Below are 23595 nucleotides of genomic sequence, written 5' to 3' on the forward strand. Positions count from 1 at the left end.
AACCGGCATCAGTCACCGTGCATTCCGTCACCGTGCATTCCGCCCCGGCGCTGTTTACGTTCTCCCGTCGCGGAATCGGTCGCGGCCTGTCGCCGGTCCGGGTTAGGGTCTCTCCATGAGCAGGCAGGACGCATGAGCAGGCAGGACGCATGAGCAGGCAGGACGGCAGCGATCGCACGGTCTCGACAGGCGCGGTCGACGACAGCACCGCGACCCTGCTCCACATCGACCTGGACGCGTTCTTCGCGTCAGTCGAACTTCTCGATCACCCCGAACTGGTGCACCGCCCGGTGATCGTGGGGCACCGGTCCGGGCGCTCGGTGGTCACGGCGGCGAACTACGTGGCCCGGCGCTACGGCGTCAATTCGGCCATGCCCATGGCGCTCGCCCTGCGGCGGTGCCCGGAGGCGGTGGTGCTCGAACCGCACATGGGGCGGTACAAGGAATACTCCGACCGGGTGATGCGCATCTTCAAAGAGTTCACGCCGCTGGTCGAGCAGCTGGGCATCGACGAGGCCTTCCTCGACGTGGCGGGTGCCCGGCGCCTGCATGGCACCCCGGCCGAGATCGGCGCGAAGATCCGGGCCCGGGTCAAGGCCGAAACCGGGCTCACCTGCTCGGTCGGCGCGGCGAGCACGAAGTTCGTCGCCAAGATGGCGTCGGGCCGGGCGAAACCCGACGGCCTGCTCGTGATCCCCGCCGACGAGACCCTCGCATTCCTGCATCCGTTGCCCGTCGGCACCCTGTGGGGGGTCGGCGCCACGACCGAGCAGGCGCTTCTCGGGCAGGGCCTGCGTCAGGTCGGTGACCTCGCCCGCACCCCGCTCGCGGTGCTGCAGAAGTGCGTGGGCGACGCGTCGGGCCGCAAGCTGCACGAGCTTGCCTGGGGGAGGGACCCTCGGGTAGTCACGGTGGAGCACGAGGAGAAAAGTGTCGGCCACGAGGTCACCTTCGAATACGACGTGACGGATGTCGCCCGGCTCCGTAGCGAACTGCTGCGGCAGTCCGTTGCGGTGGCTGCCCGGCTGCGCCGCGCAGGCCTCGTCGGCCGCTGCGTGGTGCTCAAGGTGCGCTACACCGACTTCAGCACCGTCACCCGCTCCCGCACCCTGTCGGAACCGACCAGCGTCGGACGCCGGATCTACGAGGAGGTGGCTGCCAGCTTCGAGGCTCTGGCGGCCTCCGGCATCCGGGTGCGCCTCATCGGCGTGCGCGTTGAGCAGCTCAGCGGTGGCGACGGCACTGGCACCGGTCTCTGGGACCCCGACGACGACTGGCGGGGAGCCGAACGGGCCGTGGACTCGGTTACCGCAAGGTTCGGGCGCGGCACGGTGCGCCCGGCGTCGCTGCTGGATCCGGACACACCCTGATCAGGCCCACTCTGATCAGGCAACCGCAAACCAGACAGGGGGTAGCCTGAATCCATGACTAGCCTTCCAGAGAAGCTCGCAGATATCTCTCGTACCGCCGGCGTCAGGTCGGCCTACGGTGATCCGGTCCAGGTGGACGGCGTCACCCTGATTCCCGTTGCTCTCGTCTACTACGGCTTCGGCGGTGGCGAGGGTGACTCCGCCGCCACCGGCAGCGGGTCCGGCGGCGGGGGCGGCGGGGCATCCCTGCCGATCGGCGCCTACGTCAAATCGGGCACGACGGTGCGCTTCGAGCCCAACGTCATCTCGTTGCTCGCGGTCGGCATCCCGTTCCTCTGGGTGGCCGGCAAGGCGATCTCCCGCGTCGTCCGCGCCCTCAAACGCTAGCAGCGAAGGCTCCCAGCCGCCCGGTCGCCCAGCCACTCCGACTGAGGATGTCGGGCTGCTGACTGCGCTCCGGCGCTATCAGTGCCCGCCGGCCAGCTCGATGAGTGAGTCTCCATGGCCGAGGTTGAGGGGGGTTCGCGGATCGCGGGCTCCGTTGCGCTTGTTCCCGATTCCGACGCGCGTTTTCCCGCGGACAGCGACGCGGTGGATGAACGTAGGCTCTAACCGCCGCGTCTTTCGAGTCCGCGGACCTGCGGCACATCCGTCCCGAACGAATTCGACGGAGATTGTGCCCTGAACAGCGCATTTGGGCTCAAAAACGGGTGTTGATCGATGAATCTCCGTCGAATTGGTTCGGTGCCGGGCACGGCGTTCCGCCCGTGACGACCAGCAGACACTCCGGCTGAGGGAGTTGAGCGGCTGGGTGCGCTCCGGCCCTGTCAGTGCCCGCCGAACCGCTCGTCGCGAGCCGGATCGGCCCCGAACACGTCTGGGACGCCGTCGTTGTCGGCGTCGAGCGCCTCTTTGGCGGCGATGCGCCCGTAGTGCCGGTTGCGGCTCCGCAGCACCACGGTCGCGAGTAGTGCCGCCAGCAGCGAACCGGTCAGGATAGCCACCTTGGCGTGTTCGTCGTGCGGACTACCCTGCCCGAAAGCCAGCTCGCTGATCAGCAGCGACACCGTGAAGCCGACACCGGCGAGCATGGCGACGCCGATCACATCCACCCAGGCCAGGTCCGGGTCAAGGGCGCCCCGGGTGGTCTTGGTGACCAGCCAGGTGGCGAGCATGATGCCAACCGGCTTGCCCACCACCAGGGCGACGACGATTCCGATCGCGACCGGGTCGGTGAGGGCCGTTGTCAGGCCTGACACGCCGCCGATCGTGACCCCGGCGGAGAAGAACGCGAACACCGGCACGGCGAAACCGGCCGAGAGCGGGCGGATGCGGTGCTCGAGGTTCTGCGCCAGGCCCGGGCCGGCGTCGGGTCCGCCGCCACGTCGGCTGCGCAGCACGGGCACGGCGAAGCCGAGCAGCACTCCGGCCACCGTGGCGTGGATGCCGGAGCCGTGCACGAGAACCCAGGTGGCGAGGCCGAGCGGCAGCAGAACGGCGCCCGCGGCCCACCTGGTGGTGCCGAACAGATAGGAGTGCGTATGCGCCAGAAAGGCGAAGAGGCTCAGCGGCACGATGGCGAGCAGCAGCAGAACAGGCTGGAGGTCGCCGGAATAGAAGAAGGCGATGATGGCGATGGCGAGCAGGTCGTCGACCACGGCCAGGGTCAGCAGGAAGATGCGCAGAGCGCTGGGCAGTTTGGAGCCGATCACGGCGAGCACGGCCACGGCGAAGGCGATGTCGGTGGCGGTGGGGATGGCCCAGCCTCGTAACATTTCCGGCCCCGAGCTGAACACGATCGCGGTGAAGATCACAGCCGGAACGATAACGCCGCCGACGGCCGCGGCGACCGGGACGACCGCGCGGCTGAAGGTTCGCAGATCGCCGGCGACGAACTCACGCTTGAGTTCGAGCCCGGCAATGAAGAAGAAGATCGCCAGGAGTCCGTCGGCGGCCCACGCGCCGAGGCTCAGATTGAGGTGCCACGGCTCGTAGCCGATCTGAAAGTCCCGCACCGCATAGTAGAAATCGGACGCCCCGGTGTTGGCCAGGGTCAGCGCGAGAACCGTCGCCACCAGCAGGAGAGCGCCGCCCACGGTCTCTTTGCGCAGGATCGTCGAGACGTGCAGGTACTCGGGATAGCTGCTGCGGCGAAAGACGTTAAGTTTCGGGGTGGGAGGAAGAGGTGATGGTTTCGGCATGGACGAGCCTCAGTCAATCAGGATTTTGTGGCACACGGACATTGCTGTCGACCAGACTTCCCGACACACCACGTCGAGCGTACCGCGTTCGGGCGGTCAACGCCGCCCGCGCCAGCTACACCGCCAGCGTCCCAGCCGCTGGCGGGAGCCCGGCCCTTCCCGCCAACTGCGGGGGATGTGCCAGGGTCCGCGCACGGGTAGCCCGCGTCGCATCCGTCGTCGCCGCAAAATGAAGTGGCGCAGCAACAGAAGCAACAGCCCGGCGAGGATCAGGAGAACGGTGAACGTCATTCGCGCCCGACAGTGATGCGGGGGCGAGGCGAGGACTCCATCCCGCGAGTCTAGGCCGAGGTCTATACTTGAATCGAACACGGGAGTCCGGTCAACCGGGCTGAGAGGAAGCTTCTGAAGCTTCGACCGTCGAACCTGATCTGGATCATGCCAGCGCAGGGAGGCAAATTTTCTCGTTCCCGTGCCCTGGAACCATCTACGGAAAGGGCACGACCAGTGCACGCTACAACAACTCTTCTCACCTCCACCACGTCCCGCCAGCCGCGTAACTTCCGGTGGCGGGTCGTCGACATCGTCATCGCCAGTGTCATCGGCGTGGCCAGCGGGCTCATCTTCGTCGTCTGGAACCAGGCGTACAACCCGCTCAGCGGCCTGCTCACCCCGCTGCTGCCGGGCCTGCAGGCTCTCCTGGGCGGCGGATGGCTGTTCGCCGGCGTACTCGGCGGCCTCATCATCCGCAAACCCGGCGCCGCGCTCTACACCGAGCTGCTGGCGGCGGTCGTGTCGACTCTGGTCGGCGGCACCGCCTGGGGAGCCACCATCCTGGTCTCCGGCCTGGTGCAGGGTCTCGGCGCGGAGCTGGTCTTCGCGCTGTTCTTCTACGCCAACTACCGCCTCGTCGTGGCCCTGCTCGCCGGCGCGGGTGCCGGCCTTGCCCTCGCCGTCAACGACCTGTTGCTCTGGTACCCCGGATCGGCCGTTCCCTTCATCACCATCTACACCGCCTCCTCGATCGTCTCCGGCATTGTCGTGGCCGGACTGCTGTCCTGGCTGGCCATGCGTGGCCTCGCCCGCACCGGGGCACTGTCGCGGTTCGCCGCCGGGCGATCGAACCGCACCCAGGTCTAGGGGGACGGCGATGACACCGGCAGCAGCGGCATCCGTCTCGGGAGCGTCCGTCGTGGCCCGCGGCTGGGGATGGCGGCATGCCGGGCGGCGGGGCTGGGCCGTCAACGGCCTCGACCTGAGAATCGAGCCGGGCGAGCGCGTGCTGCTGCTCGGCGCCTCCGGGGCCGGCAAATCCACTCTGCTGCACGCCCTCGCCGGGGTTCTCGGCGGCGACGAGGAGGGCGAGCAGCGCGGTCAGCTGCTTGTAAACGGCGCCGAGCCGACCGCAGCGCGCGGCCAGGCCGGGCTGCTGCTGCAGGACCCTGACTCCCAGGTGATCCTGGCGCGGGTGGGCGACGACGTCGCCTTCGGCTGCGAGAACCTTGGGGTGCCCCGCGAAGAGATCTGGCGCCGGGTGAGCGACGCCCTGGACATGGTCGGCCTGAACCTGCCGCTCAGCCATCCGACGTCGTCGCTGTCGGGTGGACAGAAGCAGCGCCTCGCCCTCGCTGGGGTGCTGGCGATGCGGCCGGGGCTGCTGCTGCTCGACGAACCCACAGCGAATCTCGACCCTGGAGGCGTGCTGGATGTGCGCGATTCCGTTGCCCGCGTGCTCGAGAACTCCGCGGCGACGTTCATCGTGATCGAACATCGGGTCGCCGTCTGGCAGAACCTTGTGAACCGGGTGATCGTGCTCGACGCGGCCGGGGGAGTGCTGGCCGACGGCCATCCCGACGACGTGCTGACCAGTCAGGGGGAACGGCTCGCGGCCGAGGGTGTCTGGGTGCCCGGGCGGGGCAACGGCCTGACTGCATCGCGGCGCGAGACCAGCTCGGCGTCGGCGCCCGGCTCGGTCCCTCTGCTCCGCACGCCCGGCCTCGCGGTCGCGCGCACGCGCGCCGACGTGCTCGCCCGGGACATCGACCTCACGGTGCACGCCGGCACCGCTCTGGCAGTCACCGGACCGAACGGCGCCGGCAAATCGACCCTGATGCTCACCCTCGCCGGCCTGCTGAAACCGGCCGGGGGAGCGGTTCTCGCGAGCCCGGAGTTCGCCGGCGGGGCCGACGAGGAACCGATCCGCTGGAAGTCCCGCCAGCTGCTCACCCGCATCGGCACCGTGTTCCAGAGCCCGGAGCACCAGTTCGTGGCCGCCACCGTGCGGGCCGAACTCGCCGTAGGGCCGCGCGCCCTCAAACGGCCGGAGGCGAACATCAATGCCCGGGTCGACGAGGTGCTGCAGCGCCTGCGCCTGGACCACCTGGCCGAGGCGAACCCGTTCACCCTCTCCGGCGGAGAGAAACGTCGGCTGTCGGTGGGCACCGTGCTGGCCACCCAGCCACGACTGCTCATGCTCGACGAGCCCACCTTCGGCCAGGACCTGCGCACCTGGCGGGAGATCGTGGCCCTGCTCGACGAACTCCTGCGGGAGGGCACCGCGGTGGTCGCCGTCTCGCACGACACCGACTTCGTGGTCGCCCTGGCTGACCGGGAGTACCATCTGGCCGGGCGGGCCGGCCGCAGCGTCACGCCGCGGGCGGCGGTGTCCCGGTGAGCGTGCTGACGCCTGCCCGGGGAACCCAGGCCATCTTCCGGATCAACCCGGTCGCGAAGCTGGCCGCCGCGCTGCTGCTGGCGGGCGTGCTCATCCTCACCATCGACTGGGTCTCCGCAGTCGTCGCCCTCGCCTGCGAGTTCGTGCTCTTCTTCTGGGCCGGGCTGTCCCTGAAGGCCTTCGCGGTGCGCACCCTGCCGGTCTGGATCGCCGCACCCACCGCCGGCGTCACCACCCTGCTCTACGGGCAGGCGGCCGGGGCGGTCTATTGGTCTTTCGGGCTGGTGAACGTGACCGAGGGATCACTCGAGCTGGCCATCGCCACGACCCTGCGCATCCTCGCCATCGGACTGCCGTCGGTCGTGCTCTTCGTGACCGTCGACCCCACCGACCTGGCCGACGGCCTCGGCCAAGTCGTGAAACTGCCGGCCCGCTTCGTGCTTGGCGGTCTGGCCGGGCTGCGCCTGGTCGGCCTGTTCCTCGAGGACTGGCGCGCCCTCGAACTGGCCCGGCGGGCCCGCGGCATCGCGGACCGCGGCGTCCTGCGCCGGCTGCTCAGCCAGGCCTTCGCCCTGCTGGTGCTGTCGATCCGGCGCGGCAGCAAACTCGCGACGGCGATGGAGGCCCGCGGGTTCGGCGCCTCGGTGCGGCGCACCTGGGCCCGCCCCTCCAGCTTCCGGGGGCGCGAGGTGGCCCTGGTCGGCATCGGTCTGGCCGTGGCCCTGCTCTCGGTGAGCGTCTCCGTGGCGACGGGAAGCTGGAACTTTGTCCTCACCTGATCTGCCCACGGCCGCCCTCGAACCGGCCGCCCCCGATCCGGTCGGTGACCGACGGATGCTGCTGGCCCCCGTGCTCCGCGACCTTGCCGCCGCCGGGATGGCGCCCGTCGTTCTCATCGACGGGCCGAGCGGCGCCGGCAAGAGCACCCTCGCCGACGCGCTCGTCGTCGCCTGGCCGGGACCGCTCCGGCCCACCCTGGTGCGGCTGGACGACATCTACCCCGGCTGGCAGGGGCTGGACGCCGCCGTCACGCACCTGCGCGAACAGGTGCTCGCCCCGAGAAGACTGGGCCGGCCCGCCGCCTGGCGGCGCTATGACTGGGAGCGGCGCGAGTTGGCAGAATGGCACCCGGTCGACCCGGCCCGCCCGCTGATCGTGGAGGGGTGCGGAACCCTGGCGGCCGCCCACGCGCCACTCAGCGACATCCGGGTCTGGCTGGCCGCCGACGACCGCATCCGCAAGCAGCGGGCCCTCGCCCGGGACGGCGAACTGTTCCGGTCGCACTGGGACCAGTGGGAAGCGGGCTGGGACGCTTACCGAGAGCGGGAGGCGCCCGAGCGGCAGGCGACGATCCGGCTGGCCGGGACCCCGGACATCCGTCGCCCGTAAGTCGGTGCCCGGGACTAGGTTGGAGGTATGGCTGATCAAGGTGCTGAAAATGTCGTTTACACCGCGGAATTCATTGACGGTCCCCTCGCGGGCCAGGTCGACACCCGGGTGCTGATCCAGGGCAAACATGACGCCCGGGTCAGCATGATGGCCGCCGTCGAGGGGGTCGAAACGCTGTTCTGGTACGACGAGGAGGACGTGCGCGATGTGCAGGGCCGCGTGCACGTGCGCTACCGGTTCGACGCGGGCGAGAGCGACCCGTTCCTGCCGACCGGCGAGCGCGAGTAGCCGCAGACCAGTAGCCGGCGGGCGGTCGCGGCAGCCTTTCGCCGCTAGCGGTCCGCGGCGATCAGCGCCGAGATCATCGGCACGGGGTGCAGGAGCCGCCAACCGAGGCCCGGCGCGCTGATCGTGCGGTCGAGCACCAGCGTCGACGTCACCTCGGTGCCCCCGGTCTCCACCGTGACCCGGCCGACGGTCTTGCCCGCCCGGCCGGTCGACACCGTCTCCAGGATCACCTCCGCGTCGCCCGGCGCCTGGGCCTGCCAGCCGTACGTCGTCGTGGCCGTGCGCACGGTTCCGGAGGCCTCGGCCCCCCACGGTGTGCTGAACTCCACGTAGGCGTCACCCTGGGCGAGGGTTGGCAGCTCGCGTACCCCGGCGCGGGCGCTCTCCATCAGGGCGGTGACGTCACTGGTCAGGGTGTCGTAATCGGGTTCGCCGAGCAGGGCACCGGCAAAGGTGTAGGTCGAGTCCGGGCCCTGCACCTGACCGGTGAAGAGAAAACAGACGCCCGCCCCGTCCGTGTAGCTGCGGGTGATGCCGGTGACGCCCTCCTCGGCCAGGAACGCCGTGGTGTTGTCCACGCCGCGCTGGCCCACCAGGGCGGAGGCCGGCTGGGAGAGGATGGCACCGATCACCGGGTCGGCGGCGGCCAGGCCGGCCAGCCGGGCAAGGTCGGTGGCCGTTCCGACGCTTTCGTCGTTGAGCCCGGTGGCGTCGGCGACACGAGTGCCGTCGAGGCCCTGCTTGCCCAGCCAGGCGTTGGCGGCGGCGCTGTAGGCGTCGAGGGAGCCGAAGGCCCAACGCGCCAGCGTGTCGGCGTGATTGTTGCTGGAGCCGAGGATCATCGCCTGGAGCAGCTCGGTCTCGGTCCACAGTTCGCCCGGGAAGACCACGACGGTGCGGGCACCGGAATTTCCGTAGTCGATGTAGTCCTGGTAATCCGCGGCCGTGATCGGGATCTGAGGCCCCGTCTCACCAAGGGTCAGCGGTTTCGCGTCGAGCACGACCAGGGCGGTCACGATCTTCGTCGCCGCGGCCATCGGCAGCGGTTCGGCCGTGCCGGCCACGGCGAGAGGCAGGGTGGTGGCGAGAGCGTCGGCGTCCAGCGCCGTCGTCTCCGGGAAGGCCGGATCGGGTGTGACCGTGGCCAGGCCGATGACGGCGCTGCCGCCGGTGGCCGGCAGCGCGGGCGGGAACGGAACCGACTCGCGGGCCGCCGGCGTGACCAGCGTGGCGGTGGCCTCAGGCAACGGCCCCAGTAGGGTGGCCGGCCCGTAGACGCCGACGGACAGGATGACGAGGGCGCCGACCGTGGCGCCGATGACGCGGGCAGGCCGGGATCTACTCATGACGCAAGGCTAACGGTGGTTGGTCATCCCCAGCCGAGGTCGTGCAGCCTGTCGTCGTCGATGCCGTAGAAATGGGCGATCTCATGCACCAGAGTGATGTGCACCTGGTCGCGCAACTCCCCGAGATCCGCGCAGAGCTCCAGCAGCGGCTCCCGGTAGAGCACGATCCGGTCCGGCATCTCACCGAAGCCGTACTGCCCGCGCTCGGTCAGGGCAACCCCGTCATAGAGCCCGAGGGTGTCCATCGTGCCGTCTTCGGGTCGGTCCTCGACCACGAAGATCACGTTGTCCAGGCCGTCGACCATGTCGTCGGGCAGGAGGTCGAGCTCGTCGACGACGAGACGCTCGAACTCCTCGTGAGTCAGCTGCGGCATCCGTTCAGCATCTCACATTCGTTCAGCCTCTCAGGGAGCCGGTCAGCCGTTGATCGTGATGGTGCTCAGGCCGCCGTCGGTGACGCCCCAGGTCTTGAGGATCTCGCCGTAGGAGCCGTCGTCGACCATGGACTGCAGGGCAGCCTGCACGGCCGCTGCCATCCCGGAGTCCTTCGCCACGGCCATGCCGTACGGTGCCTCGTCGAAGGAGGTGCCGGCCTTCTGCAGCTTGCCCGCGGTCTGCTGGATCGCGTAGAGGGTGACCGGGGAGTCTGCGCTGAAGGCGTCGGCCTGGCCGAGCACAGTGGCGTTCGTGGCCAGGTCCTGGGTGTCGAACTTGAGCTTGTCGATCGGGGGCTTTCCGGCGGCGACGCATGCGGCGCTCTTGGCCGGGATTTCATCGGTGTCCTCGTAGGTGGTGGACTGCACGGCGATCTTCAGGCCGCAGGCGCCGTCGGGGTCGACGGTGGTGCCGGTGGCGGAGGCCCACTGGATGCCGGCCGTGTAGTAGTTGACGAAGTCGACCTGCTCCTGGCGCTTCAGGTTGACGGTGAAGGACGAGTTTCCCAGGTCCATCTCGCCGCCGATGATGCTCGGGATTATGGTGTCGAAATTCGCGACCTTGTAGTCGGCGGTCAGACCCAACTTCGCGGCAACCGCGGCGCCGAGTTCGACTCCCCAGCCGATCGGGTTGCCGGAATCGTCCTTGAACTCGTTGGGGGAGTAATTCGGGCTCGTGCCGATCACGAGCGTGTCGGAGGCGCGGACCTTCTCCGGGAGCAGCGCCGAGGCGGCGGCATCTTCGGTCACGGTCTTGGCGGGCGCGGTGGCGTCGGCTCCGGGAACCGGCACAGTGTTGTCGACGCAGCCGGTGAGCAGGAGGGCGGCCACCGCAGCGACGGCGGGGAGGGCGAAACGAGCACGCATGGAGAGATCCCTTTCAGCTGTCCCGGACGCCGTTGGACCGCGGGAAGGCCGAGGCGAGGACACCATTTCGGTGAGGCGTTTCGATGCCGGAAATGCGAACGCGCGGCCGAATCCGAGGGCCCGGTCGCGCGTTCGATGGACTGTTTCTGCGTGTTTCAATTGGGGTGAGTAACGGGGCTTGAACCCGCGGCCTTCCGGACCACAACCGGATGCTCTACCAGCTGAGCTATACCCACCATGCGCTGCTTTCTCACAGAGAAGGCAACTTGACAAGTGTATTACATGTTCGCAGCGAAAATGTTCACGGCTTCGGCCGCGCTGTTCTTCGCCTGTTGGCTGGACGGCCCGGGGTCGGCCACGAACACGGTTTGGCGGTAGTACGCCAGTTCGCGGATGGATTCGAGGATGTCAGCCAGGGCGCGGTGTCCGCCGTCTTTCGCGGGGGCGTTGAAGTACACCCGAGGGTACCAGCGGCGTGCGAGTTCCTTGATCGAGGACACGTCGACGTTGCGGTAGTGCAGCTGGGCGTCGAGGCGAGGCATAAATTTCATCAGGAAGGCCCGGTCGGTGCCGATGGAATTTCCCGCCAGCGGAGCCCTCTGCTCGGCCGGGATGAACTGCAGTACGTATTCCAGCACCAGGGTCTCGGCCTCGGCGGCGCTGATTCCGTTCGGGATCTCGTTGATCAGCCCGCTGGTCTCGTGCATGTTGCGCACGAAGTCGTTCATGTTCTCCAGCGACGCCTGATTCGGCTTGATGATGAGGTCGAGTCCCGGGTCGATGATGTTCAGGTCGTAATCGGTGATCACTACAGCGATCTCCACCAACTCGTCGGAATCAATGTCCAAACCGGTCATCTCGCAGTCAATCCACACCAACCGGTCACTACTTTTTTTCATGTGCCGAGTCTAACGGCGGACGCCGACCGGCCCTGTTGCGCTGATCCCGGCAGCGGTGCGACTGAGACGTGCGCTCCGTAGACTACCTCGCATGGAATTGACGTACTTCTCCTCCGCCTTCTGTGAGCCCTGCATGCAGACCCGGGCAGTCCTGGCCGAGGTCGAACGCCTCGTGCCTCAGGCGACCGTGCGTGAGCTCGACGTGGTGCGGGACGTCGCGGAAGCCGAGGCCGACGGCATCCGGATCACCCCCACGGTGATCATCCGGGACGCGGCCGGGATCGAGGTCTTCCGGGCCACGGGTGTGCCGACACTCGCCCAGGTGCTCGTGGCGGCCGCGAAGGCCGTTTGAGCGCCGGCGGGCCGGGTCTGCGGTATCGTTGATCGTTCTTCGCCCCCGTAGCTCAGTGGATAGAGCAGCGGCCTTCTAATCCGCTTGTCGTAGGTTCGATTCCTACCGGGGGCACCGCACAACACCCGTGAATCCTGTTGCTCTACCCTCGGTTTGGTAGATTCGGGAAATGCGAGAACTACAGGCGCGAATCATCGCGGAGCTGAACGTGTCCCCCCATATCGATGCATCCTCCGAGGTTCGCCGCAGAGTGCAGTTCCTCGCGGACTACCTGGTCCGAACGGGGGCACAGGGCCTCGTGCTCGGCATCAGCGGGGGTCAGGATTCCAGCCTGGCCGGCCGTCTGTGCCAGCTGGCCGTGGAGCAGCTCGCCGAGGCGGGACATTCGGCCATCTTCCAGGCCGTGCGCCTGCCGTACCGGGTGCAGCGGGACGAGGAGGACGCGCAGCTCGCCCTGGAATTCATTCGTCCTGCGTCGACCGTCACCTTCGACATCAAGCGGGCCGTCGACGGCATCGAAGCGGAATTCGCCGATGCGACGGGCCGCCCGCTGCCGGACTTCGACAAGGGAAACGTCAAGGCCCGGGTGCGCATGGTCGCCCAGTATGCCCTCGCCGGCTCGGCCGGCCTGCTGGTCGTGGGCACCGACCACGCCGCCGAGGCGGTCACGGGATTCTTCACCAAGTACGGCGACGGCGGCACGGACATCCTGCCGCTGACCGGACTGACCAAGCGTCAGGGGCGAGCGCTTCTGGTCGAGCTGGGGGCGCCGGACCGGTTATACCTCAAGGCACCGACTGCCGACCTTCTCGACGACAACCCCGGCCAGACCGACGAGGCCAACCTGGGGTTGCGGTACGAGCAGATCGACGACTTCCTGGAAGGGCTGCCCGTCGACGATCTCGTCGCCGAGACGATCGAGAACCGCTACCTCGGCACCGAGCACAAGCGCCAGGTCCCGGCATCGATGTTCGACGAGTGGTGGCGCTGACTCGTGAGAGCTGTGAGCCGCCGCCTCGCTCGGGAGCGCGGCGGCGGCTCACGGACGTCTAGCTCTGGAGCGGGGTGGGGCGCACTTCCAGTGCCTGCACGTCGTCGAGGAGGCGCTGGGTCTCCGTCGACGCCGAGGCCGTTCCAGACGCATATTGTAGCGGGGCAGGCACGGGCGCGGCCGGCGCGGCGGTGAACTGGTCGTGGTGCTGCTGGGCGGTCCAGGCATCCTGCTCGGCGAGGAGGTTCTTCTCGGTGCTGTTCTTGGAGACCTTCCACCGGTCGAGGTCGCTCTGGAAGATCTTGCGGGTGCGGCCCGGCTTGTCCTGCCATTCGACCAGGCGGTCGCGGAACTCGAGCAGCGCGGGCTCGAGCTGGTACCCGAACGTGGCCGAGGTGCGCTTGAGCTCAGCGAGTTGATGCGCGGCCCAGTTCGCGGCGACGCCCGAACCCTTGATCGGCAGGAGGCGCAGCTGCACGTCGGCCTGGCCCACCGCGCGGTCCGCCATGACCTGCTCCTGCGGCGTGAGCGAGTTCCAGACGGATGCCTCGGTCGCGGCATCCACGAGGGTGCCGATCACGGCCGCCTTGAGAGCCCGGTCGTTCTGCGCCAAGAGGCGTTTGATCGCCCCGCGGGAGATCACCGCCGCCAGAAGGCTTGCGACGACGATCGAGACGATGAGCACCACGGCGCTGAAAACCATGGACTGATTGCTGGCTGCCGTGAGCCAGGATACGAAACTATTCCACCACTGCATGAGCGCACTTTACCGGCGTCTCGTCCCGATCTCCGGGAGCGGCGCGGCGTGCCCTGCGGAGAGGTGCGCGCAGTCAGCGGAAGCAGTCGGCCGCGTCGTCAATGCGCCAGAACGAACCGACGTTCATTGTGCGGGTGGCGGCGAGCAGGCGCCGCGCGGCGAAGTGGTCGCCGTCGACCTCGGTGCGCCGCTCGATGTGCCCGAGCACCATGCCGGACCGGTTCGAGACCCGCCAGAGGCCGTCTCTCACGGGAACAAACTGCAGACCGCGGATGACCGGCAGTCGGGGAAGTGGGGACGCTGGTGTGGACATGGAATTCTCCGAGATCGACCGTACGCGGGTGAGGGTCCCCTCAGGCTACGGAGAGCCACCGACAGTGGTTTCGGCGCTACCGCAGAGGTCCGTTCAGCAAAACCATGTCCTGGCTGGCCAGGTCGAGGTCCACAACCCGGTTCGGACGTGCGGTCTGGGCGACGACGATGCCCGCGAGCACAAGGACCACCCCCGCCATCTGCAGCCCGTCGAGGGACTCGCCGAGCCAGAGGAACGCGAACGCGAAGGCGAAGATCACCTCCGAGGCAGACACGATGCCGGCCGCCGTGGCAGTCAGTCGGCCGAGCGCCATGTACGAGAACAGATACGGGGCGAAGGAGCCGAACACGCCGTTCCACAGCGTCAGCAGCCACAGCGGGAGAGACACCGCCCCGAGGTTGCCGTTCAACGCGACATCCTGAACCAGGGTCTGCGGCTCGACCTGCCACCAGGCGCTGAACACGAGCCAGAACGCGCTGGCGAAAAGCATGGACCAGAACGACACGGCCAGTGGCGAGGTCGCGGCGACCTGCCGCTCCCCGACCAGGAAATACACTGCCAGGCAGATTGCGGCGAGGATTCCCGCCAGCACACCCAATTCAGAGAGGGTGCTGGCCCAGATCTGGGCGACGACGGCCATGCCGATCAGAACGCAGCCGATGGCCAGCCAGATGCGGGATTTGACCCGCTCCTTGAAGACGAACCGGGCGACCAGGGCGACGATCAGCACCCCGGTGTACTCGAGCATGAGCGCGATGCCCACCGGCAGCAGACTGATCGCCACTGCGTAGAACCACTGGATCAGGGCGACCCCGGCCACCCCCAGGATGGCCATTACCGCGAGCTGGCGCAGGCTGATGCGGAACGCCCGCCGGTTGGTCACGAGCAACAGACCGCCGGCCAGGAGGGCGACGACCGTGACCCGGAAGAAGGTCAGCTGAGCCGGGGACAGGCCCGCATCCACGATCACCTTGGTGGTGCTGCCGTTGAGGCCGAAGAGCAGCGACGCGAGGAGAGCGTAGAGATAGCCCACTTCGCTCAGCCCAGACCGGTGCCGTGCACGGCGTACGGTTCGATCTCGTCGATTTCGATCTGGGTGAGAGGCGGGGCATCCAGGGCCGCCACGGTCTGCTCGAGCTGGTTCAGGCTGCTCGCGCCGACCAGCACACTGGTCACCGACGGCTGGCGCAGGATCCAGGTGACCGCCAGCTGGGCCAGCGTCTGGCCGCGCGCGGCGGCAATCTCGTTCAGGGCGCGGGCACGGCCCTGGTAGGTGTCGGTGAGAACGTCCTCCGACAGGAAATCGCTCGTCGCGACCCGCGAGCCTGCCGGAACGGTGCCGTCCAGGTAGCGGTCGGTGAGAAGTCCCTGTGCGAGCGGCGAGAAGACGATGCTGCCCATGCCGAGCTCGTCGAGCACGGGGAAGAGCCCGTCTTCGATGTGGCGGTCGAACATCGAGTAACGCGGCTGGTGGATCAGGAGGGGGATCTTGTGCTCGGCCAGCGCCGCCGCCGCGGCCCGCGTCTGCTCGGGGGTGTAGCTGGAGATGCCGACATAGAGGGCCTTTCCCTGCTGCACCGCCGACGCCAGCGCGCCCATGGTCTCCTCGATGGGAGTCTCCCGGTCCGGCCGGTGGGAGTAGAAGATGTCGACGTAGTCGACGCCGAGCCGGCCCAGGCTCGCGTCGAGGGAGGAGAGCAGGTACTTGCGAGAACCGAAGTCGCCGTAGGGGCCCGGCCACATGTCGTAGCCGGCCTTGCTGGAAATGATCATCTCGTCGCGGTAGGCCCGGAAATCTTCGGCGCAGATGCGGCCGAAGTTGGTCTCGGCGGCTCCGGGAGGAGGACCGTAGTTGTTGGCCAGGTCGAAGTGGGTGACCCCCAGGTCGAAGGCACGGCGCAGGATGGCGCGTTGGGTCTCGATCGGGCGCTCGTGGCCGAAGTTGTGCCAGAGGCCGAGAGACAGCGCCGGCAGTTTGAGGCCGCTCCGTCCGACGCGTCGGTAGGTCATGTCGGCATAGCGGTTCGGAGCTGGCACGAAGGTCATGCCGTTACTCTAGGGGTGTGCAAACTTTTGTGGTCGCAGGTGGATGTTTCTGGTGTCTCGATGCCGTGTATCGGGTGTTGCGTGGCGTGAGCGAGGTGGTTTCCGGGTATACCGGGGGAGGGGCTCAACGGCCAACGTATGAGTCGGTGTGCACGGGCCGTACCGGCCACGCCGAGGCCATCGCCGTGACGTTCGACCCGGAGGTCATCCCGGCCAGCGTCATCCTCGACGTGTTCTTCTCGCTGCACGACCCGACCCAGCTGAACCGCCAGGGCGCCGACGTGGGCACCCAGTACCGGTCGGCGATGTTCTATGCCGACGACGCGCAGAAGCGGCTCTTCGAAACCGCTCGCACTCGCGCCGCCGAATGGTGGGGCGGCGGCGTCGTCACCACGATCGATCCGCTCGGCGAATACTTCGTGGCCGAGGACCACCACCAGGACTTCTTCGCCAAAAACCCCGGTCAGGGCTACTGCATGGCCGTCGCGCTGCCCAAGGTGAACAAGATCCGCAAGTCCTACGCCGAATACCTCCTCTAGCAGCGCGAGTTCGTGTACTCGTAGGCGGCGAGTATCGCCGAGCGCGGCGAAATGAACGGGTTTTCTAGCTGCCGTGCCAGCGCCGCCAAGACCGCCGTGCGGAAACCCGGAGCCAAACGAATTCGACGGAGATTTTGCCCAAAGCGACACTAGAAACTGGAAAAGAGCGCTTTCACAGGAGAATCTCCGTCGAATTGGTTCGACACCGACCGCGGCGCGCACCCGGACCCTCTCCGTCAGAAGCGAGCCCAGCCCTCCCCAGCTGCGGGGGGCGGTCATTCGGCACAGGTTCCGGATGCCGCGGCCGCGCGTCGTCCTGCCGCCGCACACTCGGAGTACGCGATCTGGGGCGGCGGAGACGGGCACGAGCCGTCGCTCCAGGTCGCGTGTTCCGGGCATTCGTCCGGGGCTCACAGGATGAGGGAGACCGTAATGAGCGACAGCATCACCGTGACCGGAATCGTGGCCACCACGCCCCGTCACCTCGTGACCAGTTCGGGGCTGGCCATCACGTCGTTTCGGCTGGCATCAAGCCAGCGTCGCTTCGACCGTGTGAAACAGACCTGGGTTGACGCCGAGACCAACTGGTACACCGTGTCCTCCTTCCGGCAGCTCGCCCACAACGTGGAGCGCTCGGTGCAGAAGGGTGAGCACGTAGTCGTGGCGGGGCGGTTGCGCATCCGGCCGTGGGAAAATGCCGACCGCAACGGTACCTCGGTCGAGGTCGAGGCAGAGACCGTCGGGCACGACCTGGCCTGGTGCAGCACCGTCTACACGCGCTCGCCGCCGCCCGGCGCAGCGTCGGCGCCACATCCGACCGAGCCCACGGACGGCTTCCTACCTGCCGATACTGACGACGCACCCCCGATGAGCGACGAGGCAGAGTCCGCGGCGCTAGTCGGGGTCGATTCCTGATGGCGGCAACTCGGCACAGTATCCGGCACAGTCACCGGGACAGTGACCGGAATAGACTCTCGGGGACACGGGGCATCTGGCAGACTCAGAGGTCTGACCGCACCGCGGTCGCGGAAGGACCACGTGCCGGCACCATCAGATCGGGAAACCCGGAGACGTCGAACCGGCATCCGTTCCCCACGTACCGGTAGCGCGTTGCTGCTCGGGCTGGCCGTCACGGTCAGCCTCGCGGCCTGCTCGGCGGCACCGGCCGCGACTTCCTCGAGCACGGCCACGGCGTCGGCGTCGGCTCGTCCGACCGCGAGCGCGGCGCCCATACCCGCGCCGCAGCTAGAGCCGGAGAAGGATGCCGCGGCGAACCTGGCCTACTTCGACAGCGTCGCCACGGCGGTCGTCACCGCCGACGAGAATGCCGGCGGGCGGGCATTCGTGGACGCGCTGGGGGCCTCCGGCTTCGACCGGGCCCAAATGGAGGTTACCTTCGACGAGACCAACATCGACCTCCAAGCGGACTCTATCCAGTTCTCCGTTCGGTTCAACGGCGAATGCCTGATCGGGCAGAACGGACCGGCCACGGGCGGGTACCACAGCGCGGTCACGGCGATCCTCGCATCCGGAACGTGTCTGGTCGGGGCCACGCGGCAAATAGACTGGTAAGCACTATGGCTGAATTTATCTACACGATGGTCCGCGCTCGCAAGGCGGTCGGCGACAAACTGATCCTCGACGACGTCACCATGTCGTTCTTCCCCGGCGCCAAAATCGGTATCGTGGGGCCGAACGGCGCCGGAAAATCCACGATCCTGAAGATCATGGCCGGGCTGGACACCCCCAGCAACGGCGAGGCGAAGCTCTCGCCCGGCTACTCGGTCGGCATCCTGATGCAGGAGCCCGAACTCGACGAGACCAAGACGGTCCTCGAGAATGTGCAGGAGGGCGTCGGCCCGATCAAGGCCAAGGTCGACCGGTTCAACGAGATCAGCCTCGCGCTCGGCGAACCCGACGCGGACTTCGACGCACTGCTGGCCGAAATGGGCACGCTGCAGGAGGCCATCGACGCCGCCGACGCCTGGGACCTCGATTCCCAGCTGGAGCAGGCCATGGACGCCCTGCGCACCCCGCCGGGCGATTACTCCGTCGCCGACCTCTCCGGCGGTGAGAAGCGCCGCGTGGCGCTGACCAAGCTGCTGCTGCAGAAGCCCGACCTGCTCCTCCTTGACGAGCCCACCAACCACCTCGACGCCGAAAGCGTGCTCTGGCTCGAGCAGCACCTGGCCCAGTACCCCGGCGCCGTTCTCGCCGTCACCCACGACCGGTACTTCCTCGACCACGTGGCCGAGTGGATCGCCGAAGTCGACCGCGGCCACCTGTACCCCTACGAGGGCAACTACTCGACCTACCTCGAGAAGAAGCAGGAACGGTTGCTCATCGCGGGCAAGAAGGACGCGAAGATGGCCAAGCGCCTCGCGGACGAGCTCGAATGGGTGCGCTCGAATGCGAAGGGCCGCCAGGCAAAGTCGAAGGCGCGTCTCGCCCGCTACGAAGAGATGGCGGCAGCGGCCGAAAGCACCCGCAAGCTTGACTTCGAAGAGATCCAGATTCCCGTCGGCCCGCGCCTCGGTGCCCAGGTCATCGACGCCAAGAAGGTCAAGAAGGGCTTCGGCGACCGGGTCCTCATCGAGGATCTCTCCTTCACCCTCCCGCGCAACGGCATCGTCGGCATCATCGGTCCCAACGGCGTGGGCAAGACCACGCTGTTCAAGACGATTGTCGGACTCGAGCCACTGGACCTGGGTGAACTGAAGATCGGCGAGACGGTCGACATCTCCTACGTCGACCAGAGCCGCGCGGGCATCGACCCGAACAAGTCGCTTTGGGAGGTCGTCTCCGACGGCCAGGACTATATCCAGGTCGGCAAGACCGAGATCCCGTCGCGGGCCTACGTGTCCACATTCGGCTTCAAGGGTCCCGACCAGCAGAAGAAGGCCGGCGTGCTCTCCGGTGGTGAGCGCAACCGCCTCAACCTGGCGCTCACCCTCAAGCAGGGCGGCAACCTGCTGCTGCTCGACGAGCCCACCAACGACCTGGACGTCGAAACCCTCGGCTCGCTCGAGAACGCGCTCCTTGAATTCCCCGGCTGCGCCGTGGTCATCACCCACGACCGGTGGTTCCTTGACCGAATCGCCACGCACATCCTCTCCTATGAGGGCACCGACGAAGACCCGGCGAACTGGTACTGGTTCGAGGGCAACTTCGAGTCGTACGAGCAGAACAAGATCGAACGCCTTGGCCCGGATGCCGCGAAACCGCACCGGTCCGCGTACCGCAAGCTGACCCGCGACTAGGACCCGCGGTGAAGCTGCGCGTGCCGGTGAAGTTGCGCTGGTCGGATCTGGACGCCTACGGCCACGTCAACAACGCCGAGTTGTTGCGTGTGCTCGAGGATGCGCGCATCCAGGCGTTCTGGCCGGATGAAGACGGCGACGGCCCCGGGGCGTTCGCCGGCACCGCCGTGCTGGACGGGCGCCCGGGCGCGGCGACGCTGACCCTGATCGCGCGGATGGAGGCCGAGTATCTGGCTCCGATTCCGTATCTGAGGCAGCCTCTGGACATCCGTCTCTGGCTCGGCAAGCTCGGTGGCGCCAGCCTCGAGGTCTGCTACGAGGTCTGGACTCCGATCGGCCTGGAGCCAGCGGTTCTCTTCGCGCAGGCGAGCACCACAATCGTGTTGGTGGACGCCGCGACCGAGCGGCCGCGCAAGATCAACGAGGTCGAGCGCGCCGCTTGGGCTCCATACGTAGACGAACCCATCCGATTCACCCGGCGCGCGTCCCTGCCGGCTGAGTAGGCCGGCCCGGACGCAGTCCGCCTCAGCCGGCGGTGACGGCGTCGCCGGTGACGGTGACCTTCACCGACGCCAGCGGTTCGGTCGCCGGCCCGGCGAGGGCCTCGCCGGTGGCACGGTCGAACTTCGAGCCGTGGCAGGGGCAGTCGAACTCGTCCTTTACCGCTTTGACCACGCAGCCCTGGTGGGTGCAGATCGCGCTGAACGCCACCACGGTGCCGGCCGTGGGCTGGCTGATCAGGATGGGCTTGCCATCGAGGGAGGCCTCGATCGAACCGCCCACGGGGATGTCGGCGAGCTTGGCTAACTCCACCGGGCCAATGTTGCCGGTGCCGGAATCTGCGGCGCCGTCGGTGCTGCAGCCGACCAGCGCGACGGCGGTGCCAGCGGTGCCGAGCAGGAGCGCGGTGCGGCGGGAGATGTCGGTGGCGTTCGTCATGGTTCTCCTCGATCGGGCGGGCGTTCAGAGATGCTCAGAGACGCTCAGAGCATGTGAGAGAGGCTACTCTGCGTTCGTGGGCACGCGCAGCATGCCCTCCTGCGCGACCGTGGCGAGAAGCAGGCCCGCCCGGCTGTAGATGCTGCCGGTGGAGAGCCCGCGTCCACCCTGGGCGGTCGGGGAATCCTGTACGTAGAGCATCCACTCGTCGACCCGGCCGAAGCGGTGGAACCACATGGCGTGGTCCAGGCTCGCAACCTTGAGCCCGGGTGTGGCCCAGGCCACGCCGTGGCGACGCATGACAGGCTCCATGATCGAGTAGTCGCTGGCGTATGCCAGCGCGGCGCGGTGCAGGTCAGGGTCGTCGGGCAACGGGCCCATGGTCTTCATCCACACGGCCTGGCGAGAGGTGTGCTCGCCGTCCACCTTGAGGTAGATCGGCGACGGCAGGTGCCGCATGTCGAACGGACGCTCGTTCGCCCAGTAGCGGGCGATGGAGTGGTCGACCTGGGCCAAAGCATCCGCCGCCGTCGGCAAGGACTCCGGGTCGGGCATATCGGTTGGCATCTCGATCTGGTGCTCGAGGCCTTCATCACCGTCCTGGAACGAGGCGATCATCGACAGGATCGGATGCCCGTCCTGATAGGCCTGCGTGCGGCGGGTGGAGAAGGAGCGGCCGTCGTGGATGCGATCGACGGAGAAGGTGATCGGCTGGCCCACGTCGCCGGGGCGCAGGAAATAGCCGTGCATCGAGTGCACATGGCGGTCGTCGGGAACCGTGCGCATCGCGGCGACCAGTGACTGGGCGAGCACCTGCCCGCCGAAAACGCGGCCGAGCGGCATCCACTGCGACGGCCCGGTGAAGATGTCCTCGCTGGTGCGGGCGCCCGTGTCGGTGAGGTCCAGGGCGGTTAGAAGGCCCTCCATCGGCAAGTCCATGTGGCCTCCTCAGGCGCGTGGCGGAGCAGACGCGCGCACCGGTGTGACGCGCGCCGTACCTTGGTAGTTTAGGAGCAGATGAGTAAGTCATTTTCTCTCCCAGAGTCCCTGTCCCTTCGCGACCTCCAGGTCTACCTCTCCCGCGCTAGCCGGGTGGAGGACGGTTCCGTGCGCCTCATTCAGGCCGCGGGGGTGCTCGCTGTCTACACCGCGATCCTCTACCCGCGCGGTCTCCTCGACTCCAGCCCGACCGTGCTGGGCCTGCGCACCTTCGCGCTCACCGCACCGGTCGAGCTCGACGCGGTCGTTCCCGTGCGCTCCCTGCTGGACCGCCTCGCCCGCCTCACCGCGGCCGTGCTGGAGGACGAGGCGACAGTGACCGTAACCGTGCCGCTGGAAGTGACCACCGTGACCTGGGCCGGTATCTCGCCGCCCCAAGGCGGCTGGACCCTGCTCGGTGAAACGGATGCCGCCCTGCTCGACGGTGCGGCGCAGGCCGGCATTGAGGAAGTCGCCGCCGTCATCCCGGCGGGAACCGGCGGGCAGATCGTGCAGCGGGTGCGCTCCGAAGTCTGGAGCCGCCCGATCCCCGGCCTGGAAATCGTGCCGGCCGGCGCCGCCTTCGCGGCCGTCAGCCTCGGTTTCCTGCCGAAAAACGAGCCCGTGCGCCTGTTCGAGACGGGCCTGTGGACCCGGCTGAGCACGAGCCGCGGCCACATCCTCGTGCGTCGCAAGCCCTGGTCGCTGAGCCGCTGACTATTCGCTGGGTGTTCGCACCGTGCCCCGAACGAATTCGACGGAGATTTTGCCCGGATCGGCCTTAAACTGGCCGAGAATCGGCTCAAACATCAAAATCTCCGTCGAATTGGTTCGACACCGGTCGCTGACTCGGCGACACGCGGGCGTCCTGCCACAGCCGGGTGAGCACGTCGGCCGCCGGTTCTGCGCGGGCAGAGCGGAAGCCGGTGCCCGCCCAGAGGGCGAGTCCGTCGGCGTCGCCGCGTCGACCCGCATCCGCCCTGAGGCCACTGGTGAGATGGTTCACCTGAGGATAAGCCCGGGGCGCGGTGGCGTCGTGCTCGATGATGAACGCGTTGCGCAGCCCCCGTGCCGGACGCCCGGAGAACGCGCGCGTGACCACGGTGCGATCAAAGTTTGGGTCGACGAGCGCGTCCTTGTGCGCCTGCTGGGCGCCGGACTCCGCGGTGCGGAGGAACGCCGTGCCCAGTTGCACGGCGTCCGCGCCGGCCGCCAGGAGCGTCGCGATCCCGGCACCGGAGTGGATGCCCCCGGCCGCGATGAGCGGCAGAACCGCCAGGTCCGAAATGGCGCGGACCAGTTCGATCAGGGGAGTGGTCTCCGGTTCTTCGGCCGTCGTGAAGGTCGCCCGGTGTCCGCCTGCTTCCGGGCCCTGCACGCAGAGCACATCGACTCCGCGTTCCTCCGCGAGAACCGCCTCCCGAACCGAGGTGACCGTGGCGATCACGCACGCGTCGACGGCGTGCAAACCGTCCACGGCCTCGGCCGGCGGTAACCCGAAGGTGAACGACACCACGGGGACTCGGTGCCCGATGAGAAGGGACACCTTGGCGGAGAACCAGTCATCGTCCGCGGCCAGTGTCGGGGGCAATTCCACGCCGTGTTCCAGCGCGGTCGCTGTCAGGCTCTGGCGGTAGGCATCGACTCCGGCCTGGTCGGTCAGTGGTGGCCCGGGAACGAATACGTTCACGCCGTACGGCGGCCGCGAGCCCTGGTGCACGTCGGCGATCTGCCGGGCCAGCGCATCCGGGGTCTTGTACCCGGCGGCCAGGAACCCGAGGCCGCCCCCCGCGCTGAGGCTGCGCACCAGGGCAGGGGTGGACGCGCCACCGGCCATGGGTGCCGCGATGATCGGAATGCGAAGGTCCTTCAGACTGAACATTGTCTCTTTCCGGTGTGTGGGTGCTTGCGTCACAGTGTGCGAGCCGCCTCGTGCGTGCGGTGTTTCCGGC

The 23595-nt window shown here is 68.0% G+C and carries 27 protein-coding genes, 2 tRNA genes and 1 riboswitch; of the genes, 16 read left to right on the forward strand and 13 right to left on the reverse strand.

The window, feature by feature from the left end:
* Positions 1-149: 149 nt before the first annotated feature.
* Complete coding sequence (locus E3O54_RS03040; protein ID WP_134400923.1) at positions 150-1370, forward strand: DNA polymerase IV; 1221 nt, start codon at positions 150-152, stop codon at positions 1368-1370.
* A gap of 54 nt (positions 1371-1424) precedes the next feature.
* Positions 1425-1757 carry a hypothetical protein gene (locus E3O54_RS03045; protein WP_134343105.1) on the forward strand — a complete coding sequence of 111 codons (333 nt, stop codon included), beginning with the start codon at positions 1425-1427 and terminating at the stop codon, positions 1755-1757.
* Between the two features lie 440 nt (positions 1758-2197).
* On the opposite strand, the gene nhaA is transcribed toward E3O54_RS03045, so the two are convergent.
* Positions 2198-3571, reverse strand: coding sequence for a Na+/H+ antiporter NhaA (gene nhaA, locus E3O54_RS03050; RefSeq protein ID WP_104103249.1), 1374 nt, complete (start codon positions 3569-3571; stop codon positions 2198-2200).
* Between the two features lie 360 nt (positions 3572-3931).
* A riboswitch (TPP riboswitch) is annotated at positions 3932-4041 on the forward strand.
* A 37-nt stretch (positions 4042-4078) separates the two neighbouring features.
* Here nhaA and E3O54_RS03055 point away from each other — a divergent pair.
* The 5 genes from E3O54_RS03055 to E3O54_RS03075 are packed head-to-tail and all read left to right on the forward strand — an operon-like array spanning position 4079 to position 7922.
* The gene (locus tag E3O54_RS03055) at positions 4079-4711 is read left to right on the forward strand and encodes an ECF transporter S component (RefSeq protein ID WP_104103251.1); all 633 of its coding nucleotides are present in this window, start codon (positions 4079-4081) and stop codon (positions 4709-4711) included.
* Positions 4712-4721: 10 nt separating this feature from the next.
* Positions 4722-6245 (forward strand): ABC transporter ATP-binding protein, encoded by a 1524-nt coding sequence (locus E3O54_RS03060; protein ID WP_134400924.1) that lies wholly within the window; start codon positions 4722-4724, stop codon positions 6243-6245.
* The gene (locus E3O54_RS03065; RefSeq protein WP_134343107.1) at positions 6242-7024 is read left to right on the forward strand and encodes an energy-coupling factor transporter transmembrane protein EcfT; all 783 of its coding nucleotides are present in this window, start codon (positions 6242-6244) and stop codon (positions 7022-7024) included. Before E3O54_RS03060 ends, E3O54_RS03065 begins: the two co-directional genes overlap by 4 nt.
* Positions 7011-7634 carry an ATP-binding protein gene (locus tag E3O54_RS03070; RefSeq protein WP_241973150.1) on the forward strand — a complete coding sequence of 208 codons (624 nt, stop codon included), beginning with the start codon at positions 7011-7013 and terminating at the stop codon, positions 7632-7634. Before E3O54_RS03065 ends, E3O54_RS03070 begins: the two co-directional genes overlap by 14 nt.
* Positions 7635-7661: 27 nt before the next feature.
* Positions 7662-7922, forward strand: coding sequence for a hypothetical protein (locus tag E3O54_RS03075; RefSeq protein ID WP_104103259.1), 261 nt, complete (start codon positions 7662-7664; stop codon positions 7920-7922).
* Positions 7923-7966: 44 nt separating this feature from the next.
* On the opposite strand, the gene E3O54_RS03080 is transcribed toward E3O54_RS03075, so the two are convergent.
* The 5 genes from E3O54_RS03080 to orn form a co-directional block, all read right to left on the reverse strand.
* Positions 7967-9268, reverse strand: a complete 1302-nt coding sequence (locus tag E3O54_RS03080; protein ID WP_134400925.1) for a D-alanyl-D-alanine carboxypeptidase family protein — start codon at positions 9266-9268, stop codon at positions 7967-7969.
* A gap of 23 nt (positions 9269-9291) precedes the next feature.
* Positions 9292-9642 (reverse strand): metallopeptidase family protein, encoded by a 351-nt coding sequence (locus E3O54_RS03085; RefSeq protein WP_134374220.1) that lies wholly within the window; start codon positions 9640-9642, stop codon positions 9292-9294.
* Between the two features lie 42 nt (positions 9643-9684).
* Entirely contained in the window at positions 9685-10569 is an 885-nt protein-coding gene (locus E3O54_RS03090; RefSeq protein ID WP_166784844.1) for an ABC transporter substrate-binding protein, read from the reverse strand.
* A 160-nt stretch (positions 10570-10729) separates the two neighbouring features.
* Positions 10730-10805, reverse strand: a tRNA-His gene (locus E3O54_RS03095).
* Between the two features lie 42 nt (positions 10806-10847).
* On the reverse strand, positions 10848-11468 hold the full coding sequence (gene orn, locus E3O54_RS03100; RefSeq protein ID WP_104103271.1) for an oligoribonuclease: 621 nt from the start codon (positions 11466-11468) through the stop codon (positions 10848-10850).
* A gap of 91 nt (positions 11469-11559) precedes the next feature.
* Between orn and E3O54_RS03105 the strand changes: the two genes are divergently transcribed.
* From E3O54_RS03105 to nadE, 3 genes are all read left to right on the forward strand, one after another.
* Positions 11560-11820, forward strand: a complete 261-nt coding sequence (locus tag E3O54_RS03105) for a thioredoxin family protein (RefSeq protein ID WP_104103273.1) — start codon at positions 11560-11562, stop codon at positions 11818-11820.
* Positions 11821-11861: 41 nt separating this feature from the next.
* A tRNA-Arg gene (locus E3O54_RS03110) sits at positions 11862-11934 on the forward strand.
* Between the two features lie 55 nt (positions 11935-11989).
* Complete coding sequence (gene nadE, locus E3O54_RS03115) at positions 11990-12811, forward strand: ammonia-dependent NAD(+) synthetase (RefSeq protein ID WP_104103276.1); 822 nt, start codon at positions 11990-11992, stop codon at positions 12809-12811.
* 58 nt (positions 12812-12869) lie between these two features.
* Here nadE and E3O54_RS03120 read toward each other — a convergent pair whose 3' ends face one another.
* From E3O54_RS03120 to E3O54_RS03135, 4 genes are all read right to left on the reverse strand, one after another.
* Complete coding sequence (locus tag E3O54_RS03120; RefSeq protein WP_104103279.1) at positions 12870-13568, reverse strand: hypothetical protein; 699 nt, start codon at positions 13566-13568, stop codon at positions 12870-12872.
* A 73-nt stretch (positions 13569-13641) separates the two neighbouring features.
* The gene (locus E3O54_RS03125; RefSeq protein WP_134400927.1) at positions 13642-13881 is read right to left on the reverse strand and encodes a DNA mismatch repair protein; all 240 of its coding nucleotides are present in this window, start codon (positions 13879-13881) and stop codon (positions 13642-13644) included.
* A gap of 76 nt (positions 13882-13957) precedes the next feature.
* Complete coding sequence (locus E3O54_RS03130) at positions 13958-14914, reverse strand: DMT family transporter (RefSeq protein WP_134343111.1); 957 nt, start codon at positions 14912-14914, stop codon at positions 13958-13960.
* 5 nt (positions 14915-14919) lie between these two features.
* Positions 14920-15927 carry an aldo/keto reductase gene (locus E3O54_RS03135; RefSeq protein ID WP_134400928.1) on the reverse strand — a complete coding sequence of 336 codons (1008 nt, stop codon included), beginning with the start codon at positions 15925-15927 and terminating at the stop codon, positions 14920-14922.
* A 17-nt stretch (positions 15928-15944) separates the two neighbouring features.
* On the opposite strand from E3O54_RS03135, the gene msrA reads away from it, so the two are divergent.
* The 5 genes from msrA (at position 15945) to E3O54_RS03160 (ending at position 20229) form a co-directional block, all read left to right on the forward strand.
* Entirely contained in the window at positions 15945-16466 is a 522-nt protein-coding gene (gene msrA, locus E3O54_RS03140; RefSeq protein WP_134343113.1) for a peptide-methionine (S)-S-oxide reductase MsrA, read from the forward strand.
* Positions 16467-16898: 432 nt separating this feature from the next.
* Entirely contained in the window at positions 16899-17381 is a 483-nt protein-coding gene (locus E3O54_RS03145) for a single-stranded DNA-binding protein (protein WP_134400929.1), read from the forward strand.
* A gap of 123 nt (positions 17382-17504) precedes the next feature.
* Complete coding sequence (locus E3O54_RS03150) at positions 17505-18038, forward strand: hypothetical protein (RefSeq protein WP_241976730.1); 534 nt, start codon at positions 17505-17507, stop codon at positions 18036-18038.
* A gap of 5 nt (positions 18039-18043) precedes the next feature.
* On the forward strand, positions 18044-19726 hold the full coding sequence (gene ettA, locus E3O54_RS03155) for an energy-dependent translational throttle protein EttA (RefSeq protein WP_104103296.1): 1683 nt from the start codon (positions 18044-18046) through the stop codon (positions 19724-19726).
* A gap of 8 nt (positions 19727-19734) precedes the next feature.
* Complete coding sequence (locus E3O54_RS03160; RefSeq protein ID WP_104103299.1) at positions 19735-20229, forward strand: thioesterase family protein; 495 nt, start codon at positions 19735-19737, stop codon at positions 20227-20229.
* A 22-nt stretch (positions 20230-20251) separates the two neighbouring features.
* Here E3O54_RS03160 and E3O54_RS03165 read toward each other — a convergent pair whose 3' ends face one another.
* Together E3O54_RS03165 and E3O54_RS03170 are read right to left on the reverse strand one after the other, a co-directional pair.
* Positions 20252-20665 carry a ubiquinol-cytochrome c reductase iron-sulfur subunit gene (locus E3O54_RS03165; RefSeq protein ID WP_104103301.1) on the reverse strand — a complete coding sequence of 138 codons (414 nt, stop codon included), beginning with the start codon at positions 20663-20665 and terminating at the stop codon, positions 20252-20254.
* Positions 20666-20728: 63 nt separating this feature from the next.
* Positions 20729-21604 (reverse strand): acyl-CoA thioesterase II, encoded by an 876-nt coding sequence (locus tag E3O54_RS03170; protein WP_233191540.1) that lies wholly within the window; start codon positions 21602-21604, stop codon positions 20729-20731.
* 78 nt (positions 21605-21682) lie between these two features.
* Here E3O54_RS03170 and E3O54_RS03175 point away from each other — a divergent pair, with 78 nt between their 5' ends.
* Complete coding sequence (locus E3O54_RS03175; protein WP_104103304.1) at positions 21683-22360, forward strand: hypothetical protein; 678 nt, start codon at positions 21683-21685, stop codon at positions 22358-22360.
* Positions 22361-22445: 85 nt separating this feature from the next.
* Here E3O54_RS03175 and E3O54_RS03180 read toward each other — a convergent pair whose 3' ends face one another.
* Positions 22446-23525 (reverse strand): nitronate monooxygenase family protein, encoded by a 1080-nt coding sequence (locus E3O54_RS03180; protein ID WP_134400930.1) that lies wholly within the window; start codon positions 23523-23525, stop codon positions 22446-22448.
* Positions 23526-23595 lie beyond the last annotated feature (70 nt).

This window comes from Cryobacterium sp. TMT2-4 (assembly GCF_004402575.1).
GTDB classification, from domain to species: Bacteria; Actinomycetota; Actinomycetes; order Actinomycetales; family Microbacteriaceae; genus Cryobacterium; species Cryobacterium sandaracinum.

What these genes read in the sequence shown, in the direction of transcription:
- E3O54_RS03040 (WP_134400923.1), top strand. Translation starts at nt 150, where the DNA reads ATGAGCAGGCAGGACGGCAGCGATCGCACGGTCTCGACAGGCGCGGTC.
- E3O54_RS03145 (WP_134400929.1), top strand. Translation starts at nt 16,899, where the DNA reads ATGAGCGACAGCATCACCGTGACCGGAATCGTGGCCACCACGCCCCGT.
- E3O54_RS03125 (WP_134400927.1), bottom strand. Translation starts at nt 13,881, where the DNA reads ATGTCCACACCAGCGTCCCCACTTCCCCGACTGCCGGTCATCCGCGGT.
- E3O54_RS03135 (WP_134400928.1), bottom strand. Translation starts at nt 15,927, where the DNA reads ATGACCTTCGTGCCAGCTCCGAACCGCTATGCCGACATGACCTACCGA.
- E3O54_RS03060 (WP_134400924.1), top strand. Translation starts at nt 4,722, where the DNA reads ATGACACCGGCAGCAGCGGCATCCGTCTCGGGAGCGTCCGTCGTGGCC.
- E3O54_RS03090 (WP_166784844.1), bottom strand. Translation starts at nt 10,569, where the DNA reads ATGCGTGCTCGTTTCGCCCTCCCCGCCGTCGCTGCGGTGGCCGCCCTC.
- E3O54_RS03045 (WP_134343105.1), top strand. Translation starts at nt 1,425, where the DNA reads ATGACTAGCCTTCCAGAGAAGCTCGCAGATATCTCTCGTACCGCCGGC.
- E3O54_RS03085 (WP_134374220.1), bottom strand. Translation starts at nt 9,642, where the DNA reads ATGCCGCAGCTGACTCACGAGGAGTTCGAGCGTCTCGTCGTCGACGAG.
- orn (WP_104103271.1), bottom strand. Translation starts at nt 11,468, where the DNA reads ATGAAAAAAAGTAGTGACCGGTTGGTGTGGATTGACTGCGAGATGACC.
- E3O54_RS03120 (WP_104103279.1), bottom strand. Translation starts at nt 13,568, where the DNA reads ATGCAGTGGTGGAATAGTTTCGTATCCTGGCTCACGGCAGCCAGCAAT.
- E3O54_RS03105 (WP_104103273.1), top strand. Translation starts at nt 11,560, where the DNA reads ATGGAATTGACGTACTTCTCCTCCGCCTTCTGTGAGCCCTGCATGCAG.
- nhaA (WP_104103249.1), bottom strand. Translation starts at nt 3,571, where the DNA reads ATGCCGAAACCATCACCTCTTCCTCCCACCCCGAAACTTAACGTCTTT.
- E3O54_RS03170 (WP_233191540.1), bottom strand. Translation starts at nt 21,604, where the DNA reads ATGGACTTGCCGATGGAGGGCCTTCTAACCGCCCTGGACCTCACCGAC.
- E3O54_RS03180 (WP_134400930.1), bottom strand. Translation starts at nt 23,525, where the DNA reads ATGTTCAGTCTGAAGGACCTTCGCATTCCGATCATCGCGGCACCCATG.
- nadE (WP_104103276.1), top strand. Translation starts at nt 11,990, where the DNA reads ATGCGAGAACTACAGGCGCGAATCATCGCGGAGCTGAACGTGTCCCCC.
- E3O54_RS03165 (WP_104103301.1), bottom strand. Translation starts at nt 20,665, where the DNA reads ATGACGAACGCCACCGACATCTCCCGCCGCACCGCGCTCCTGCTCGGC.
- E3O54_RS03080 (WP_134400925.1), bottom strand. Translation starts at nt 9,268, where the DNA reads ATGAGTAGATCCCGGCCTGCCCGCGTCATCGGCGCCACGGTCGGCGCC.
- ettA (WP_104103296.1), top strand. Translation starts at nt 18,044, where the DNA reads ATGGCTGAATTTATCTACACGATGGTCCGCGCTCGCAAGGCGGTCGGC.
- E3O54_RS03175 (WP_104103304.1), top strand. Translation starts at nt 21,683, where the DNA reads ATGAGTAAGTCATTTTCTCTCCCAGAGTCCCTGTCCCTTCGCGACCTC.
- E3O54_RS03075 (WP_104103259.1), top strand. Translation starts at nt 7,662, where the DNA reads ATGGCTGATCAAGGTGCTGAAAATGTCGTTTACACCGCGGAATTCATT.